Genomic DNA, 15,300 nt, shown 5'->3' with positions numbered 1-15,300 from the left:
GGAGAACATCATGTCTGCAGGATTCCGTATTCTCGAGCGCACGCGCAAGGTCAACGAGCAGGACGTGAAGAATTTTGCCGCCATCCCGGTGGCCAACATCAGTGACTCGATGGCCCGCATGAGCGCGGCCGGCGCGCGGCTGCGCCCGCTGCATCGCGGCGGCAAGCTGGCGGGACCGGCCCTGACGGTGAAGTCGCGCCCGGGTGACAACCTGATGGTGCACAAGGCACTGGACCTGGCAGAACCGGGCGATATCGTGGTGGTCGATGCGGGTGGCGACCTGTCCAATGCCATCATTGGCGAGCTGATGGTCGCGCACGCGATACAGCGCGGCCTGGGGGGCATCGTCATCCATGGCGCGGTGCGCGACGTGGATGCGATCCAGTCGGGCAGCTTCCCGGTGTTTGCTGCCGGCGTGACGCATCGCGGTCCCTACAAGGATGGACCGGGCGAGATCAACGTCGCCATCGCCATCGACGGCATGGTCATCGCGCCGGGCGACCTGGTGGTGGGCGACAGTGATGGCCTGCTGTGCGTGGCCTACGAGGATGTGGCGGCCGTCTATGCCGCCGCCAAGGCAAAGAATGACGCCGAGGCTGCCCAAATGGCCGCCATCCGGGACGGCAGCACTGACCGTGGATGGATAGATGCCGCCCTCCTGCGCCTGGGTTGCGAAGGGGGCGATCAGGCGCGCATTCGCCATGGCTGACGCCGCTGCTTCGCCGCATCTGCAGGTCCGTCCGGCATGGCTGGCGCTGACGCGGGAAGCGGTGCTGGAACCGGAGTTGCCCATCGTGGATGCCCATCACCACCTGTGGGACCGCGCCGGGAGCCGCTACCTGTTCGATGAATGGATGGCCGACCTCAACAGCGGTCATCGCATCACCGATACGGTCTTCGTGCAATGTCGGTCGATGTACCGGCAGGGGGGGCCGCAGGCCATGAAGCCGGTGGGCGAGGTGGAATTCGCCAATGGCGTGGCCGCGCAGTCGGCCAGCGGCCAGTATGGGCCGGTGCGGGCTTGCTCGGCCATCGTCGGCTTTGCCGACCTGATGCTGGACGCAGAGCTGCCAGCCGTACTGGACGCATTGCTGCAAGCGGGCAATGGCCGCCTGCGCGGTATCCGCAACACCACCGCCTCGCATCCTGACGCGGCCATCCGCAGCAATCCCCAGCCACCGCCGCCTGGTCTGCTGGCGCAGGAGGCGTTTCGTGCCGGGGCGCGCCTGCTGGCCCGCTACGATCTGTCGCTGGATGTCTGGGCCTATCACACCCAGCTTGATGAAGTGCTTGCGCTCGCGCGCGCTTGTCCGCACACACGCATTGTGCTCAATCACTGCGGCGGTCCGCTCGGTGCAGGACCCTATGTCGGCCGGCGCGAGGCGGTACGGCGTGAGTGGGCGCAAGGCATGCAGGCCATCGCGGCCTTGCCCAATGTCTGGCTCAAGCTGGGCGGTCTGGGCATGCCGGTGGGAGGCTGGGATTTCCAGCGGCAGGCGGCACCGCCCGACTCGCTACAGTTGGCGAAGGCCTGGCGGCCCTACATCGAGACCTGCATCGACCTGTTCGGCCCGCAACGCTGCATGTTCGAGAGCAATTTCCCGGTGGACAAGGGCATGTTCGGTTATGTCAGCCTGTGGAATGCCTTCAAGCGCCTGAGCTCGGACTTGTCCGCAACTGAGCGCACGGCGCTCTTCAGTGGCACGGCCCGGGAAGTTTATCGCTTGCAGGCGGCAGGGCAGTGATAGCATATCGCCCTCATTCGGGCGCCACCTTCGTCCATGGTCATTCCCAAGCTTTGAGGGCAGATAGTGCAAGTATCCCCCATCAGCGCCGTCCCGCATGACGCCGACGGCCTGCCAGCCAGGCAACGCCTGCTGGCCATCGCCACCGTCGTGCTGGGCCTGAGCATCGCGGTGCTCGACGGCTCCATCGCCAATCTGGCGTTGCCGGTCATGGCCACCGACCTGAAAGCCAGCGATGCCGATGCCATCTGGGTCATCAACAGCTACCAGATCGCCATGGCGGTGTGCCTGCTGCCGCTGGCCTCCCTGGGCGAAGTGATCGGCTATCGGCGCGTCTACCTGGGCGGCTTGTTCCTGTTCACCCTGGCTTCGCTGGCGTGTGCAGCCAGCGGCGACATGCTGCAACTGAGCCTGGCGCGCGTGCTGCAGGGGCTGGGGGCGGCCGGCATCCTGTCGGTCAATACCGCGCTGATCCGCTTCATCTATCCTGCCCGGCAGCTGGGCCGGGCCATCGGCTACAACGCGCTGGTGGCCGGGACCGGCAATGCGCTGGGGCCCACCGTGGCCGGGGTCATCTTGCATCTGGGCTCATGGCACTGGCTGTTCCTCATCAACATCCCGCTGGGGCTGGCGGCGCTGGCCGTGGGCAGCCGCGCCTTGCCGTTCAATCCCTTGTCGGCCCGCCGTTTCGATCGCCAGTCGGCGCTGCTGTGCATGGCCTTCATCGGCTTGCTGCTCTACACCATCGATGCCATCGGCCACCTGCAAGGCGGCTGGGTGGTGGCGGGCTGCGCGCTGCTGACCGCCATCAGCCTGGCATTGCTGCTCAAGCTGCAGTCGCCGAGCGCGCCCATGCTGCCGCTGGATCTGCTGCGCATCCCCTTGTTTGCCTTGTCGATCGGGACCTCGTTCTGCTCCTTTGCAGCGCAGATGGCGGTTTTCGTCATGTTGCCCTTCATGCTGCAGAATCATCTGGGTATGGGCGCCGCGCGCGCGGGCATGCTGCTGACGGCCTGGCCGGTGGCCGTTGCGCTGACCGGCGTGGTGGCCGGCAAGCTGTCGGACCGCGTCGCTGCGGGTTTGCTGGGGGGGATCGGGCTGGCCGTGATGTGCCTGGGATTGCTGGCCTTGCTGACGGTGGACCGCAGCACGCCCGATGGCCTGATGCTGTCCATGTTTGCGGTGTGCGGTATCGGCTTCGGACTGTTCCAGTCGCCCAACAACCGCACCATGATCAGTGCCGCGCCGCGTGAACGGACCGGCGGAGCCAGCGGCATGCTGGGCACGGCACGCCTGACCGGGCAGACCGTGGGGGCGTCGGTGGTGGCGATGCTGATGGGGTTCTCGGGCTCGCCGTATGCGCTGGTCCTGTGCTTTGCCGCCGCCCTGGCGGGCGCGGCCAGCCTGGTCAGCCTGTCGCGGCTGCGTTATTGAGCGGGAGGGCCGGGCAGGGCGTTGAGACCGGGTTTGCCGGGCTTACAGCGCCGGTGCCACCGTCTCGCCGTGCGCATGCTGGTGCGCCGCATGAGCCGCCACGGAGAGCGCCATGCTGAGATAGTTTTCGCTGCGGCGGCGCTGCTGCGCCTGCTGCTGTTCCAGCGCAAACAATTGCTGGTAGAGATTGCGGATCTGCTGCTGCAGCAACTGGCGCTGCTGCTTGCCATCCCGGTTGCCCGGGAAACGCGCCAGGGACTGCGCCTGCTGCTGCAGGAGCAGGATGCGGTGGCTCAATTGCGCCACCAGCTCGGCGGGGTCATGGTCCAGCGTGTCTGCCACTGCGACTTCAGCGTGGGCAGGTTGTTCTTGTTCATACGCGACGTTCATGCGAACTCCAGCCCACAGGGGCGCAAGGATTGCAAGGGGACTGCGATAGTGCCTTCGCTTTGTTTTACGGCAGCCACGCGGACATCTTGAGCCACGGAAAGTAAAAAAAGTAAAAGGCGCAGTCCCGTAAAGGGTGCTGCGCCTTCGACATGCGGGCGGCCTCAGGGCGGCCCGCAGTGGCTTCGGTCAGGGGATCAGATCACGCCACGGCGCATCTGGTCCAGCTCGATGGATTCGAACAGGGCCTTGAAATTGCCCTCGCCGAAGCCGTCATTGCCCTTGCGCTGGATGATTTCATAGAACACCGGCCCGATCAGGTTCTGCGTGAAGATCTGCAGCAGCAGGCCCTGGCCATCGGTGGGCGCGCCGTCGATCAGGATCTTCAGTTCACGCAAGGCAGCCAGGTCTTCGCCATGGCCGGGGATGCGGCATTCCACCAGGTCATAGTAGGTGGCGATGGTGTCCTGCAGCGGCACGCCACGGGCATAGAGCGCGCGCACGGTCTGGTAGATGTCGTCGGTGCCCAGGGCGATGTGCTGGATGCCTTCGCCGTTGTACTGCTTGATGAATTCCTCGATCTGCGACTTGTCGTCGGCACTCTCGTTGATGGGAATGCGGATCTTGCCGCAGGGGCTGGTCATGGCGCGCGAACGCAGGCCGGTGACCTTGCCCTCGATGTCGAAATACTTGATCTCGCGGAAATTGAACAGGCGCGTATAGAACGACGACCAGGTATCCATCGCGCCGCGCATGACGTTGTGGGTCAGGTGGTCGATGTAGGTCAGGCCCACGCCCTTGGGATTGCGCTCCACGTTCGGGAAGAACTGGAAGTCGACGTCATAGATGGAGCCATTGTCGCCATAGCGGTCCACCAGATAGAGCAGCGAGCCGCCGATGCCGCGAATGGCAGGAATGTTCAGTTCCATCGGGCCCAGCTTGGCTTCCACGCCTTCGGCACCGAGTTCGAGTGCACGTTTGTACACATGGGCCGCATCCTTGACGCGGAAGGCCATGGCGTTCACCGAAGCCCCGTGCACCTGGGCGAAGGCGGCGGCATTGCTGCCGGGTTCGCCGTTGAGGATGAAGTTGATCTGGCCCTGGCGATACAGGGTCACATTCTTGGAGCGGTGGCGCGCCACGGCGGTGAAGCCCATCAGCTCCAGCACGGCGGCAATGCCGGCCGGGTCGGCGGCGGTGTACTCGACGAACTCGAAGCCGTCGGTGCCCATGGGATTGTCGAACAGGTCGCCGCTGGCGCGGACAGGGGAATTGGCGGCTGCGGTGGCGAACTGGGTGTCTGCGTGGCCCATCTGGTGTCTCCTCGTGTGGGGAGGGCCGGCAAGCGCGGCCCATGCGAGGAGTTTATTGCGTCAAGACTGCAATTTGTGATTGTTTTTTGCGCGATATATTAGATAATATGCACAAATAATTCTTAAATATGAACTTTGGAGAGACAAATGAGCATCATCAACGTGGACCGCTACGACCTGGCCTTGCTGACCGAACTGCAGCGAGATGGCCATATTACCAATAGCGCCCTCGGTCTGAAAGTCCACCTGTCCACTTCGCAGATCAGCCGCCGCGTGCAGCGGCTGGAAGAAGCCCATGTCATCGAACGCTACACCGCCGTGCTGGACCCGGCCGTGGTCGGTCTGGGCGTGACCGCGTTCACCACCGTGACTCTGGACCGCCAGGGCGAAACCCGAGGCGAACTCTTCGAGAAGGCCGTGGAAACGATGCCGGAAGTGACCGAATGTTTCTCCGTCACGGGCGAGGGCGATTATATCCTGCGCATCGTGGCCCCCGACCTGGCCGCTTTCTCCGAATTCATGATGACGCGCTTGCTGCGCCTGCCGGGCGTGACCAACGTCAAGTCCAACATCACCCTCAAAAAGGTCAAGCAGTCCCACGAACTGCCGCTGGAACACGTGATGCAGCCGGTGAAGTCGCGCCAGCGCATCCGCTTCTCGCAGTGAGGCTTCAAAAAGCATGATGCCCTTATTCAATGATTGGATGCCTCAATCATTGAATAATCGAATGATGCTTTTTATCAGGCTTTTCTCCGCCTCTAATCCGGCCCAGGAATTCAAAAGCAATCTCCGGAGTGCCGCCCCGTCAGCGCAGGCCTAGAATCAGTGGCATCCGATTCCGGGAGCGCTCCATGCTGACCATGACTTCTTCTCCTCCGCCGACTAGCTCCGCTGCCTCCGCCGCCGACGTCAACAGACTCCATCCCGACACCTGCTGGCAAGCCGTGCAGCAGCGCGATGCGTCCTTCGATGGCCGGTTCTGGTATGCGGTGCGCACCACCGGCGTGTACTGCAAGCCCTCCTGCGGGGCACGCACACCCTTGCGCAAGAACGTGGCCTTCCACGCCAGCTGCGCTGCGGCCGAAGCAGCGGGCTTTCGTCCATGCCAGCGCTGCAAGCCGGACCAGCCGCCCTTGCACGAGCGCCAGGCACAGGCCATCGCGCAAGCCTGCCGCCTGATCATGCAGGCCGAGGAACAGCCCGACACGGCCACGCTGGCGCAGGCCGTGGGCTTGAGCCGTCATCATTTTCATCGGCTCTTCAAGCAGCACACCGGCCTCACTCCCAAGACCTATGCCGATGCCCATCGCGCCGGCCGCCTGCGCGCGCAACTCGGCGGCAGTGCCAGCGTGACCGAGACGTTCTATGACGTCGGCTTCCATTCCAGTGGCCGCTTCTATGCGCAAAGCACGGCGCAACTGGGCATGCAGCCGGCGACCTATCGTCGCGGCGGCCGTGGCGAGAAGATCCGCTTCGCCGTTGCGCAATGCTGGCTGGGGGCCTTGCTGGTGGCGGCTACGGAGCAGGGCATCTGCGCGCTCACCTTGGGCAGCGAGCCGGAGGAGTTGCTGCGGCAACTGCAGGATCGTTTCCCCCATGCCGATCTCGCCCCCGGCGATGCCGCCTTCGAGCAGACGCTGGCACAGGTACTGACCGCGCTGGACGATCCGCAACAGGGTGCCGCCTTGCCACTGGACGTGCGCGGTACCGCCTTCCAGCAGCGTGTGTGGCAAGCACTGCGCGCAGTGCCGCCCGGGGTCACCTTGACCTATGCCGAACTGGCTGCGCGCATCGGCCAGCCTGCGGCGGTGCGGGCGGTCGCCAATGCCTGTGCGCGCAACGAGATCGCCGTGCTCATTCCCTGCCATCGCATCGTCCGGCTCGATGGCGCACCCTCCGGCTATCGCTGGGGCATCGCGCGCAAGAGCGCCTTGCTGGCGCGCGAAGCCGAGGGCAGGGAAGACGCCGCCAGCCCGAAAGACCGGCGCGCCTGAAGCCTTTGCCCTGCGCGGCTACAATAGGCCTTCCTTCATCGCTGGAGTTGCGCATGCATGTTCTTGGCAAGGCTGGTCTCGCATTCGCGGGCGCGGTACTGATCCTGGGTGGTGTGGTCGCCTGTTCGCCGCTGTCGGCCATCAATGCCGTCACGCCCGCGTCCTCCTACGTCAAGACCGAAGGGGTGGCCTACGCCAACACCGATAACCCGCGTCAAAAGCTGGACATCTATCGTCCTGCCAACGCGCCGGCCACCGCCTCCGGTCCGGGCTTGCCGGTAGTGGTGTTCTTCTATGGCGGCAGCTGGAACGACGGCAGCCGCAAGGATTACGCCTTCGTCGGCGAGGCCCTGAGTTCACGCGGTTTCATCGCCGTACTGCCTGATTACCGCGTCTATCCCGAAGTGCGTTATCCCGAATTCGTGAAGGACAGCGCCCAGGCCGTGGCCTGGACCTTGCGCTCGGTGCGCGAGCTGGGCGGCGATCCGCAGCGCGTCTTTGTCATGGGACATAGCGCCGGTGCCTACAACGCCGCCATGGTGGCGCTCGATGCGCGCTGGCTGCGCGCAGCCGGGGCCTCGCCGGCACAGCTGCGCGGCTGGATCGGCCTGGCCGGACCCTATGACTTCCTGCCCATCGAAAACGAGGATGTGAAACCGGTCTTCTTCGCGCCCGATTCGCCACCGGATTCGCAGCCGGTGCGGCACGTGGAAGCCGGTGCGCCGCCCGCGTTGCTGATCGCCTCGCACAAGGACAAGCTGGTGGGCGCTGAACGCAATACCGGTGGCCTGGCCAAACTGCTGCGTGCACAGCAGGTGCCGGTGGTGGAGCGCTACTTCGACAACACCTCGCACGCTTCGCTGGTGGGCAGCCTCTCTCGGCCGCTGCGTTTCATCGCGCCGACTCTCGAAGAAGTGAGCCAATTCATTGAAAATCCGCCACCGCGTCCGGAGCCTTCCAAGTGACGGGTGACCTCTTCGCTGGCCTGGCGCGTGACCCTTCGGTGGAGACCATCACCGAAGGTGCGCTGCTGCTGCGCGCCTTTGTCGACGAAGAGGAAGCCGCAGCCTTGATGGCGGCCATCGACAAGGTTCTGGCCGCCTCGCCCTTGCGCCACATGCAGACCCCGGGCGGTTTCCGCATGTCGGTGGCGATGAGCAATTGCGGCCAGTTTGGATGGGTGACGGATCGCCGTGGCTATCGTTACCAGTCACTTGATCCATTGGCCGAGCGCGACTGGCCAGCCATGCCAGAGGCCTTTGCGGCATTGGCCGCGCGCGCATCAGCGGCGGCGGGGTTTGCAGGATTCGATCCTGACGCTTGCCTCATCAATCGCTACGAACCCGGTGCGCGCATGTCGCTGCATCAGGACAAGAATGAACTGGACATGGACCAGCCCATCGTCTCGGTCTCGCTCGGTCTGCCCGCAACCTTCCTGTTCGGTGGCATGGCGCGCACAGACAAGCCGCAGCGCATGCGGCTGGAGAGTGGCGATGTGGTGGTGTGGGGTGGCCCGGCGCGGCTGGCCTTCCATGGCGTCGATCCCTTGCGCGACGGCGAGCACCCGCTGACCGGGCGCTGCCGCTACAACCTGACTTTCCGCCGCGCGCGCTGAGCGCTGCCGATTCAGGCGCGTGCCGCTGGCCGCGCCGCTTTTCTGCGCGGCACCGAAGCGGTGGCGGTGCGCGCGGCAGGTTTGCGACGTGGCTTGCGGGCCGGTTGTTGTTCCGCCTCTTGCAGACGCTGTTGCAGCAAGGCCAGTACAGCGGCTTCCTCCGGTGACAGATCCTGCAACTCTTCCACCAGTTCGGCCTGCACCCGTTCTTCCAGCCGCTCCGCAAAACTGCCGTCCAGGTAGCTTTCGATGACGGCAGGATGCACGTAACACTTGCGGCAGATGGAAGGCGTATTGCCCAGGCGGCGCGCCACGTTCTCGATGGCGCGCACCACGTTCTGCTTGGCCTGCGCCTGCGAGTCCACCCGCTCGAAGGCCTGCAGCGCCAGCGTGGCCAGCACCGTGCCGGCCCAGGTGCGGAAATCCTTGGCACTGAAATCCTCGCCCGCTGCTTCACGCAGATAGGCATTCACGTCACCCGAATCGATGCAGTGGCGCTCGCCCTCGTCATCCACGTACTGGAACAGTTCCTGCCCCGGCAACTCGCGCATCTTGCGGATGATGCGGGCCACGTAGGGATCGTGCAGCTTGATGTCATGCTGCACGCCGCTCTTGCCGCGGAAGCGGAACAGCACATCGCTGCCATCCACGCGCACGTGGCGATGGCGCAGCGTGGTCAGGCCGAAGGATTGATTCTGTTTGGCGTATTCGTCATTGCCCACGCGCATGAAGGTGGTCTGCAGCAGATGCACAACAGCGGCCAAGACTTTCTGCCGATGCAGGCCGGGACGTTTCAGGTCTTGCTCCACCACGCGGCGGATGGTCGGCAGCGCACGCGCAAAACTGATCATGCGCAGGTACTTGGCATCATCGCGCACCGAGCGCCAGCGTGCGTGATAGCGATACTGCTTGCGCCCGCGCGCATCGCGTCCGGTGGCCTGGATGTGGCCGTTGGCGTGCGGGCTGATCCAGACGTCTTCCCAGGCGGGCGGGATGGCCAGAGACTTCAGGCGCGCCACCACATCGTCATCACGAATGAGCTCGCCGTGCGCATCGTGATACGCGAAGCCCTTGCCACGCCGGCTGCGGCGTATGCCCGGCATGCTGTCGTTAACGTAGCGCAGCTGGTTGGCGCGGGCGATGTCGATGGCCTCGTCCTGATGGCGGGCATCGGCGGGCGGCGGGGCCGAAGGCGACGGCGATGATGATGATGAAGATTGTTCGGACGCTGCGGCGATACGATCCATGATGGTCTCCTCGGACGCTGTCCGCCGGGAGATCCGGCGGCCGTCCATGCGGGCCATTATTGAGCAATCGCCGTGACGCGGCAGTCAGCCATCGGCCGGGGATGGTGTGGGATTTTTCCGGCAGGCAGCTCGACTCAGAACGCCCATTGCAGGTTGAAGCCGCCCGTCACGGCCGCCGTCTGGAAGCCTTGCGGCTTGGACAGGGGCGTGGCCACGAACATGTCATAGCTCAGCTTGCCGAGGTTGCCGCGCAAGCCCAGTGCCGCGCCCGTGAGCCGCTGGCCGGTGAGGAATTGCGCCGAGGGCCCTGCGACCGCGCCGGTATCGATGCCGGCAAACACTTCCTGCCCGCTCTCGCCCAGGCCCAGCGCCAGTTCATTGCGCAGGAACCAGCCACGCTCGGCCTGCAGCGTCAGTTCGCCGTCGAAACCGCGCACCGTATAACGGCCGCCGATGGAGAACTGATCCTGTGGCGGCAGACTGCCCCGGTTCCACTGCGCGCGCAGCGTGCTGCTGTAGCGCAGGCGCGCACCGGCCAGCTGGAACGGCGCATTGAGGGAGGCATCCAGCAGCCACAGACCATAGCGCGTGCCGATCTGCGGCAGGTCGAAGGGCGAGCTGGGTTCGGCCCCTTGCGTATCGAGTGAACGGCGATAGGCCAGCGTGGCATCGGCAATTGCATCGCCCAGAAACTGCCGGTGATTCAATCCCGCTTCCCACGCCGTGGTGCGGCGTTGCTGGGCGCCGACTTCGAGTTCGTCAATCGCGTTGTAAGCCTTGCGCAGCAAGGCTTTGCCGAAGGCCGTGGTCTTGCCGGCCGCATCGCGATGGAGCAGGCGAGACAGTTTGAATTCGGTGGTTTCGGAACGCCCGCTGTAGACGAAATTCTCGAAGGCCCCCGCGACCGTCTGGTGATAGCGGTTGCCCGACATCGTCACGGCCGCCATCCAGTTGCCCAGCGGGAGCGAGTAATGCAGCGTGTAGGCATGGCTGCCGTGGTCGCCGTAGTGATTCAGGCTGCGGCTGACGCTGACGTAGAAGAGGTCATTGAGGGTCCACCAATTGTCATAGGACAAGGTCAGCCCGGCCAGGTATTTGCCGGTGGCCTTGGCACCGCCATCGTCCAGCGATGCCGTGAGACGGAAGGGGAAAGCCTGCTGGTACTGGATCACCAGATCGCTGTCGCCCGCCTCGGCCCCCTTGTCCTCGGAGGGCGTGATCTTGATGTCGGCCTGCACGGTCGGCAGGCGCTTGAAATTTTCCAGGCCCTGTTCGATATCGCGCAGGTTGAGGATGTCGCCCGGGCTGATGGGCAGGGCATTGAAGGCGGTCCCGCGCGCATCGGCGTCGGGCGCAAAGCGGATGTGGCGCACGCGCCCCGGCACCACGCTCAGCACCAGCCGTCCCGTCGACAGATCTTGCGGACGCGCCAGCACGCGCGTGGTGGTGTAGCCGCGCGCGACGATGGCGCTCTCGACCCGGGCCAGGACCAGGTTCACCCCTTGCGAGCCCAGGCAGCGGCCCACCGCGCCACGTTCGCCGGTGACGCTGTCGAGCGCAAAACGAAAACGCTCGGCCTGTTCACCCTCCAGCGCAATCGCCGTGATCCTGCGGCAGGGTTGCTCCTGCTCGGGGAAATCCTGCGCCATCGCGCTGGCGGCGGGCGTACCCAGATTCACGTCAGGACGCTGCTCCTGTTGCTGGCGCAGGGCGCGTTCGCGCTCGCGCTGCAACTGCTCCTGGTTGACGGCGGTTTGCCCGTGGGCAAGGGAAATGACCAGATTCAGACCAAGGATGAGTACAAATCGGGGAGACGGCGAACGGAAGATGGAAGACATCGGAAACATGGTGAGTCGTCCCAAAGCCACACTGGGCAAGGGATTCAAAAGAAATGGGAGGGCTGGCAAAACAAGTGTTGGTTTTTGCCTACAGGAAAGCTTCTCGTGTACTGAAAAATCACCTTTCCTCGTTAACCTAAATTAACATCCCGACCCTGGCAAGCAAAATATTGCTAACCGGAAACGGAAAACAACGAATCGGGGTTCGTTGTCGTGACCGGTCATAACGACAACAGCACCCGGGGTTTTCATGAATCGTCAGCGTTACAAGCTGGTTTTCAACCGGCATCGTGGCCAGTTGATGGCCGTTGCAGAAATCGCCTCCAGCATCCAGCATCACGGCCGCACATCGGCCAACGGTGCGGCGATGCCGGACCTGTTACCGTCCGCTTTGCGCTTTTCGCTGCTGGCGGTAGCGCTGGCCCTGGCCATGAACACGGTGGCCCATGCGCAGATCCTGGGCGACCGCAACGCTCCGCGCAACCAGCAGCCGACCGTGCTGGCCACGCCCAATGGCGTACCGGTGGTCAACATCCAGACCCCGGGTGCAGCGGGGGTTTCGCTCAACACCTACCGGCAATTCGATGTCGGCCCCAATGGCGCCATCCTCAACAATGCGCAGGGCACCACGGCCACCCAGCTGGGCGGCTATGTGGCGGGCAATCCATGGCTGGCCACGGGCGCAGCGCGCGTGATCGTGAACCAGGTCAACTCGGCCAACCCCAGCTATCTGCGTGGCTACCTGGAAGTGGCGGGGGCGCGGGCGCAGGTGGTGGTGGCCAATCCGGCGGGCATCACCTGTTCCGGCTGCGGCTTCATCAATGCCAATCGCGCCACGCTCACCACGGGCGTACCGCAGATCGTCAACGGCAATCTGGACAGCTATCGCGTGTCCAGCGGTGCGGTACGCATCGAGGGCAACGGCATGGATGCCAGCCGCACCGATTACGCCGAGATCATCGCGCGCGCCGTGCAGGTCAATGCCGGCATCTGGGCCCCCGAACTCAAGGTCAGCGCGGGCCTCAACACCGTCAGCGCGGATCACGCCAGCGTCGTTCCCGGTGTGGCCGCCAGCGACGCCGCACCGGCGGTGGCCATCGACGTGGCGCAACTGGGCGGCATGTATGCCGGCCACATCTATCTGACCTCCACCGAGCATGGTGTGGGCGTGCGCAACGCGGGCAACATCGGCGCGTCGGTAGGCCAGGCGGTGGTGACGGCCGATGGCCGGCTCGAGAACAGCGGCAGTCTCACTGCTACCGGCCTGCTGGCGGTGCAGACCACAGGCGGCATCAGCAATGCGGGCGAACTGGGCAGCAAGAGCGCGGCCAGCCTGAACACCACCGCGCTGGACAACGGCGGCAGCATCGCCAGTGCCGGTGCGCTGACGGTGCAGGCCAGCGGCGCGCTGCAGAACACCGGCAGCATCGGCGCCGAGGGCAGCAGATCAGCTGGGCCAATGACAGCGGTGCTTCCAACTGGGTCGGCACGTTGACAGGCCCGAATCTGGTGGACCAGTCCAACGGTGCGCACGGCATCAGCGAAAGCGGCGTGAACCGCGCCACGCTCACCGGCAGCAAAGATGTGAGCACGCAAGTCAGCGGCAACAACATCAGCATCCGCGCCGGTCAGGACGTGGTGACCAAGGGCACGCAGATCGTGGCCGAGGGCACGCTCAGTGCAACGGCCGGGCGTGATGTGCGCATCGAGACGGCCAACGAATCCGGCAGTGCAAGAGATGAACACCAGCACAGCTCTGGCGGCCTGCTCACGGCCACGTCGGTCAAGACGGATGATTCCAGCAGCTACAGCCGGAACGTGGGCAGCACTTTCTCGGGAAACACCGTGGCGGTGCGGGCGGGCAATGATGTGAACATCACCGGTAGCGATGTGGTGTCCACGCAGAGGACGGCGCTGGCGGCGGCAAAAATGACCCGGATGTATCAGGTCATTTGTCTCTGTCAAAAGGTGCAGACGTTGACTACGCGGGGGCGATCCAGTTTTCCCAGTCCGGGAAAATAAAATTTTGGGATAACGATTCAGGGCATTATCAGCCGCCAGCCAAAGGTGCGGCTGTTGTTAAGCTTCCAGCTAATTTATTTAAACCTCTTGACGATTAGCAGCCATGAGTGAGCCGTTTCTTATCGCAAAAAAGTTAGCATATGAGCTTGTTGAACGCCGGTTGTCGCCCCTGGAAAATGAACTATCAAAGCTTCTTCGGAGGTTAACCCCGGAAGAAAAGCTGGAGATCATCGTGCAGGTGATGGCGAAAAATGTACGGGCTGCGGCGGCTCTGGCAACTAGGGGTAATCTCTCGGTCTTGCAACAAGCTTCCCTGTTGGAAAAATTGTTGGAAGGAGGGCAGTCGAATGCAATTAAGCATATCGTCTCAGAGGTCTTTGTTCATCGCATGGGTGCGAAAGCGTTTTTGCATGTCTTGCATCAGAAACGCAGATCACTTCCAGCCGCCGTCAATCTGGCAGCATATTATTTCTTGAGCGCAGGTAAATTTGATGCGCAAACGCGTGCTTCGCTTCGTGCACTAATTGATGAAACGAAATCGATAGATATTGCATCAAATTTTATGCATGTCGATATTAAATGAGCTATAAAACACTGAGTGCCCAATTTCTTTCGCGACAGCAAAATAGAGAGAAATCGAAGAAATGATATCTAACGACTTACTTAAATGTCCGCTTCAATATCAGCCAAAAACAGCAGTCATCGCGAACAAGAAAGTTGTCAGTCGGGAGCGCTTCCTGCTAAAGCAACTTTATCGGATAAAGCGGCTAGAGAATGGTATTTAAACGCTGAATCCAAGATCTTGCAATTTGTTGATTCTTCCGCGCCACTCGTGAAGCAAGCAGAACAAGCATGGGCGCATAGAAGCTACTTGCGACAAGGTGTTAGAGATGGAGTGAGTAACCGATCACTTGCTGAACAGTTAGGTAAGGACCGTCCGCATTTAAGCTGGCAAGATATCATTGAAAAATATTCGAAAAAATATTTCGGCAATGATTTATGGAAGAAAATAATTAATGCCGCACAGAGATCTGACCCTGAAGTAACGAAAACCTGAATGTTCGACCTCCTGGAAAAGGAAGGTAGAAAATGATACCTAATGAAGATAACTGGAATGATTTTCCTGGTCTCGCCAAAAGAAACTTAAATTGGATTGCTAATCACGCCGGCGAAAAGCACATTCTCTTTGTTCTCGAATCTAATTCAACATGGAAGATTAGATTGAATGATTTTCCAGAAGAGCCAATTTACACACTGATCGTTGAAGAGAAAGAAGTACTTAACTTTACCGTTTGGCCAGATAGCTGGAAAAAAGTTCAACCATAAGTTGATCTGGTTAATTGCTTGTGAAGTGAAGCCGACGATTAAAAGCGCCGCTCTTTGTAAATCTCTTCGATGAAGTATGGCGGTCTCGCCGCCACTTCGTCGAATTTCATGGCCGGCCAGATAAATCTCTTCGACCTTGAGCATCTTCATGAAGCTCTCGTCGTGCGCGTTGGGATACGGATTTGCTGACGTACTCATTCCCGGTACACCACATTTCGAGAATTATTTAAAAAACGGAATATTACGATGAGCGAAAAACTCTTGGCATCGGCAAAGACGTATTTATGTTGATTTGCTCGCAGATTTGACCCTCTCCATTTGACCCACCTTCCATCGTCTACCAAAGGCGGCCACACGGTCGTACGACCCTTGATATCCC

Annotated in this window: 17 protein-coding genes; 11 read left to right on the top strand and 6 right to left on the bottom strand. The window is 62.3% G+C overall.

Going from position 1 to position 15,300, the window contains the following annotated elements:
• The first annotated feature begins 10 nt into the window (after positions 1-10).
• The 3 genes from J2X56_RS11920 (at position 11) to J2X56_RS11910 (ending at position 3,179) form a co-directional block, all read left to right on the top strand.
• Positions 11-709 (top strand): RraA family protein, encoded by a 699-nt coding sequence (locus J2X56_RS11920; protein WP_204725245.1) that lies wholly within the window; start codon positions 11-13, stop codon positions 707-709.
• Positions 702-1,745, top strand: coding sequence for an amidohydrolase family protein (locus tag J2X56_RS11915; protein WP_310160512.1), 1,044 nt, complete (start codon positions 702-704; stop codon positions 1,743-1,745). Before J2X56_RS11920 ends, J2X56_RS11915 begins: the two co-directional genes overlap by 8 nt.
• 66 nt (positions 1,746-1,811) lie before the next feature.
• The gene (locus J2X56_RS11910) at positions 1,812-3,179 is read left to right on the top strand and encodes an MFS transporter (RefSeq protein ID WP_204725247.1); all 1,368 of its coding nucleotides are present in this window, start codon (positions 1,812-1,814) and stop codon (positions 3,177-3,179) included.
• A 42-nt stretch (positions 3,180-3,221) separates the two neighbouring features.
• On the opposite strand, the gene J2X56_RS11905 is transcribed toward J2X56_RS11910, so the two are convergent.
• Both J2X56_RS11905 and hppD read right to left on the bottom strand, forming a co-directional pair.
• Positions 3,222-3,569 carry a FlxA-like family protein gene (locus J2X56_RS11905; protein ID WP_039790353.1) on the bottom strand — a complete coding sequence of 116 codons (348 nt, stop codon included), beginning with the start codon at positions 3,567-3,569 and terminating at the stop codon, positions 3,222-3,224.
• A 194-nt stretch (positions 3,570-3,763) separates the two neighbouring features.
• Positions 3,764-4,879 carry a 4-hydroxyphenylpyruvate dioxygenase gene (gene hppD / locus J2X56_RS11900; protein ID WP_310160509.1) on the bottom strand — a complete coding sequence of 372 codons (1,116 nt, stop codon included), beginning with the start codon at positions 4,877-4,879 and terminating at the stop codon, positions 3,764-3,766.
• A 147-nt stretch (positions 4,880-5,026) separates the two neighbouring features.
• Between hppD and J2X56_RS11895 the strand changes: the two genes are divergently transcribed.
• The 4 genes from J2X56_RS11895 (at position 5,027) to alkB (ending at position 8,488) form a co-directional block, all read left to right on the top strand.
• Positions 5,027-5,545 (top strand): Lrp/AsnC family transcriptional regulator, encoded by a 519-nt coding sequence (locus J2X56_RS11895; protein WP_039785713.1) that lies wholly within the window; start codon positions 5,027-5,029, stop codon positions 5,543-5,545.
• A gap of 185 nt (positions 5,546-5,730) precedes the next feature.
• Positions 5,731-6,873 carry a bifunctional DNA-binding transcriptional regulator/O6-methylguanine-DNA methyltransferase Ada gene (gene ada / locus J2X56_RS11890; RefSeq protein ID WP_310160505.1) on the top strand — a complete coding sequence of 381 codons (1,143 nt, stop codon included), beginning with the start codon at positions 5,731-5,733 and terminating at the stop codon, positions 6,871-6,873.
• A gap of 53 nt (positions 6,874-6,926) precedes the next feature.
• Complete coding sequence (locus J2X56_RS11885; protein ID WP_310160503.1) at positions 6,927-7,838, top strand: alpha/beta hydrolase; 912 nt, start codon at positions 6,927-6,929, stop codon at positions 7,836-7,838.
• Positions 7,835-8,488 (top strand): DNA oxidative demethylase AlkB, encoded by a 654-nt coding sequence (gene alkB, locus J2X56_RS11880; RefSeq protein ID WP_209568445.1) that lies wholly within the window; start codon positions 7,835-7,837, stop codon positions 8,486-8,488. The genes J2X56_RS11885 and alkB overlap by 4 nt, the downstream gene beginning before the upstream one ends.
• An 11-nt stretch (positions 8,489-8,499) precedes the next feature.
• Here alkB and J2X56_RS11875 read toward each other — a convergent pair whose 3' ends face one another.
• Complete coding sequence (locus J2X56_RS11875; RefSeq protein ID WP_310160501.1) at positions 8,500-9,735, bottom strand: DNA topoisomerase IB; 1,236 nt, start codon at positions 9,733-9,735, stop codon at positions 8,500-8,502.
• A 134-nt stretch (positions 9,736-9,869) separates the two neighbouring features.
• On the bottom strand, positions 9,870-11,573 hold the full coding sequence (locus J2X56_RS11870; RefSeq protein ID WP_310160499.1) for a ShlB/FhaC/HecB family hemolysin secretion/activation protein: 1,704 nt from the start codon (positions 11,571-11,573) through the stop codon (positions 9,870-9,872).
• Between the two features lie 250 nt (positions 11,574-11,823).
• Between J2X56_RS11870 and J2X56_RS11865 the strand changes: the two genes are divergently transcribed.
• From J2X56_RS11865 to J2X56_RS11850, 4 genes are all read left to right on the top strand, one after another.
• A complete protein-coding gene (locus tag J2X56_RS11865; protein WP_310160497.1) occupies positions 11,824-13,068 on the top strand; it encodes a filamentous hemagglutinin N-terminal domain-containing protein in 1,245 nt (414 codons plus the stop codon).
• Between the two features lie 14 nt (positions 13,069-13,082).
• Positions 13,083-13,595: a hemagglutinin repeat-containing protein gene (locus tag J2X56_RS11860; RefSeq protein ID WP_310160495.1), complete on the top strand. Its 513-nt coding sequence runs from the start codon at positions 13,083-13,085 to the stop codon at positions 13,593-13,595.
• A 103-nt stretch (positions 13,596-13,698) separates the two neighbouring features.
• The gene (locus J2X56_RS11855) at positions 13,699-14,178 is read left to right on the top strand and encodes a hypothetical protein (protein ID WP_310160493.1); all 480 of its coding nucleotides are present in this window, start codon (positions 13,699-13,701) and stop codon (positions 14,176-14,178) included.
• 84 nt (positions 14,179-14,262) lie between these two features.
• Positions 14,263-14,652, top strand: coding sequence for a hypothetical protein (locus J2X56_RS11850; RefSeq protein ID WP_276842278.1), 390 nt, complete (start codon positions 14,263-14,265; stop codon positions 14,650-14,652).
• A 146-nt stretch (positions 14,653-14,798) separates the two neighbouring features.
• On the opposite strand, the gene J2X56_RS11845 is transcribed toward J2X56_RS11850, so the two are convergent.
• Both J2X56_RS11845 and J2X56_RS11840 read right to left on the bottom strand, forming a co-directional pair.
• A complete protein-coding gene (locus J2X56_RS11845) occupies positions 14,799-15,071 on the bottom strand; it encodes a hypothetical protein (protein ID WP_310160489.1) in 273 nt (90 codons plus the stop codon).
• 44 nt (positions 15,072-15,115) lie between these two features.
• Positions 15,116-15,300 (bottom strand): hypothetical protein (locus J2X56_RS11840; RefSeq protein ID WP_310160487.1); only part of this gene is annotated, 185 nt, incomplete at its 5' end.

The organism is Herbaspirillum sp. 1173 (assembly GCF_031455335.1).
In the GTDB taxonomy this organism is placed as follows: Bacteria; Pseudomonadota; Gammaproteobacteria; order Burkholderiales; family Burkholderiaceae_D; genus Herbaspirillum; species Herbaspirillum huttiense.
Note: the sequence above shows the minus strand (reverse complement) of the source record. Positions and strands in the feature narration are given on the sequence as shown.

Excerpts from the sequence above, each read along its gene's own strand:
- J2X56_RS11920 (WP_204725245.1), top strand. The coding sequence starts at position 11 with ATGTCTGCAGGATTCCGTATTCTCGAGCGCACGCGCAAGGTCAACGAG.
- J2X56_RS11915 (WP_310160512.1), top strand. The coding sequence starts at position 702 with ATGGCTGACGCCGCTGCTTCGCCGCATCTGCAGGTCCGTCCGGCATGG.
- J2X56_RS11905 (WP_039790353.1), bottom strand. The coding sequence starts at position 3,569 with ATGAACGTCGCGTATGAACAAGAACAACCTGCCCACGCTGAAGTCGCA.
- hppD (WP_310160509.1), bottom strand. The coding sequence starts at position 4,879 with ATGGGCCACGCAGACACCCAGTTCGCCACCGCAGCCGCCAATTCCCCT.
- J2X56_RS11895 (WP_039785713.1), top strand. The coding sequence starts at position 5,027 with ATGAGCATCATCAACGTGGACCGCTACGACCTGGCCTTGCTGACCGAA.
- ada (WP_310160505.1), top strand. The coding sequence starts at position 5,731 with ATGCTGACCATGACTTCTTCTCCTCCGCCGACTAGCTCCGCTGCCTCC.
- J2X56_RS11885 (WP_310160503.1), top strand. The coding sequence starts at position 6,927 with ATGCATGTTCTTGGCAAGGCTGGTCTCGCATTCGCGGGCGCGGTACTG.
- J2X56_RS11875 (WP_310160501.1), bottom strand. The coding sequence starts at position 9,735 with ATGGATCGTATCGCCGCAGCGTCCGAACAATCTTCATCATCATCATCG.
- J2X56_RS11870 (WP_310160499.1), bottom strand. The coding sequence starts at position 11,573 with ATGTCTTCCATCTTCCGTTCGCCGTCTCCCCGATTTGTACTCATCCTT.
- J2X56_RS11865 (WP_310160497.1), top strand. The coding sequence starts at position 11,824 with ATGAATCGTCAGCGTTACAAGCTGGTTTTCAACCGGCATCGTGGCCAG.
- J2X56_RS11855 (WP_310160493.1), top strand. The coding sequence starts at position 13,699 with ATGAGTGAGCCGTTTCTTATCGCAAAAAAGTTAGCATATGAGCTTGTT.
- J2X56_RS11850 (WP_276842278.1), top strand. The coding sequence starts at position 14,263 with ATGTCCGCTTCAATATCAGCCAAAAACAGCAGTCATCGCGAACAAGAA.
- J2X56_RS11845 (WP_310160489.1), bottom strand. The coding sequence starts at position 15,071 with ATGAAGATGCTCAAGGTCGAAGAGATTTATCTGGCCGGCCATGAAATT.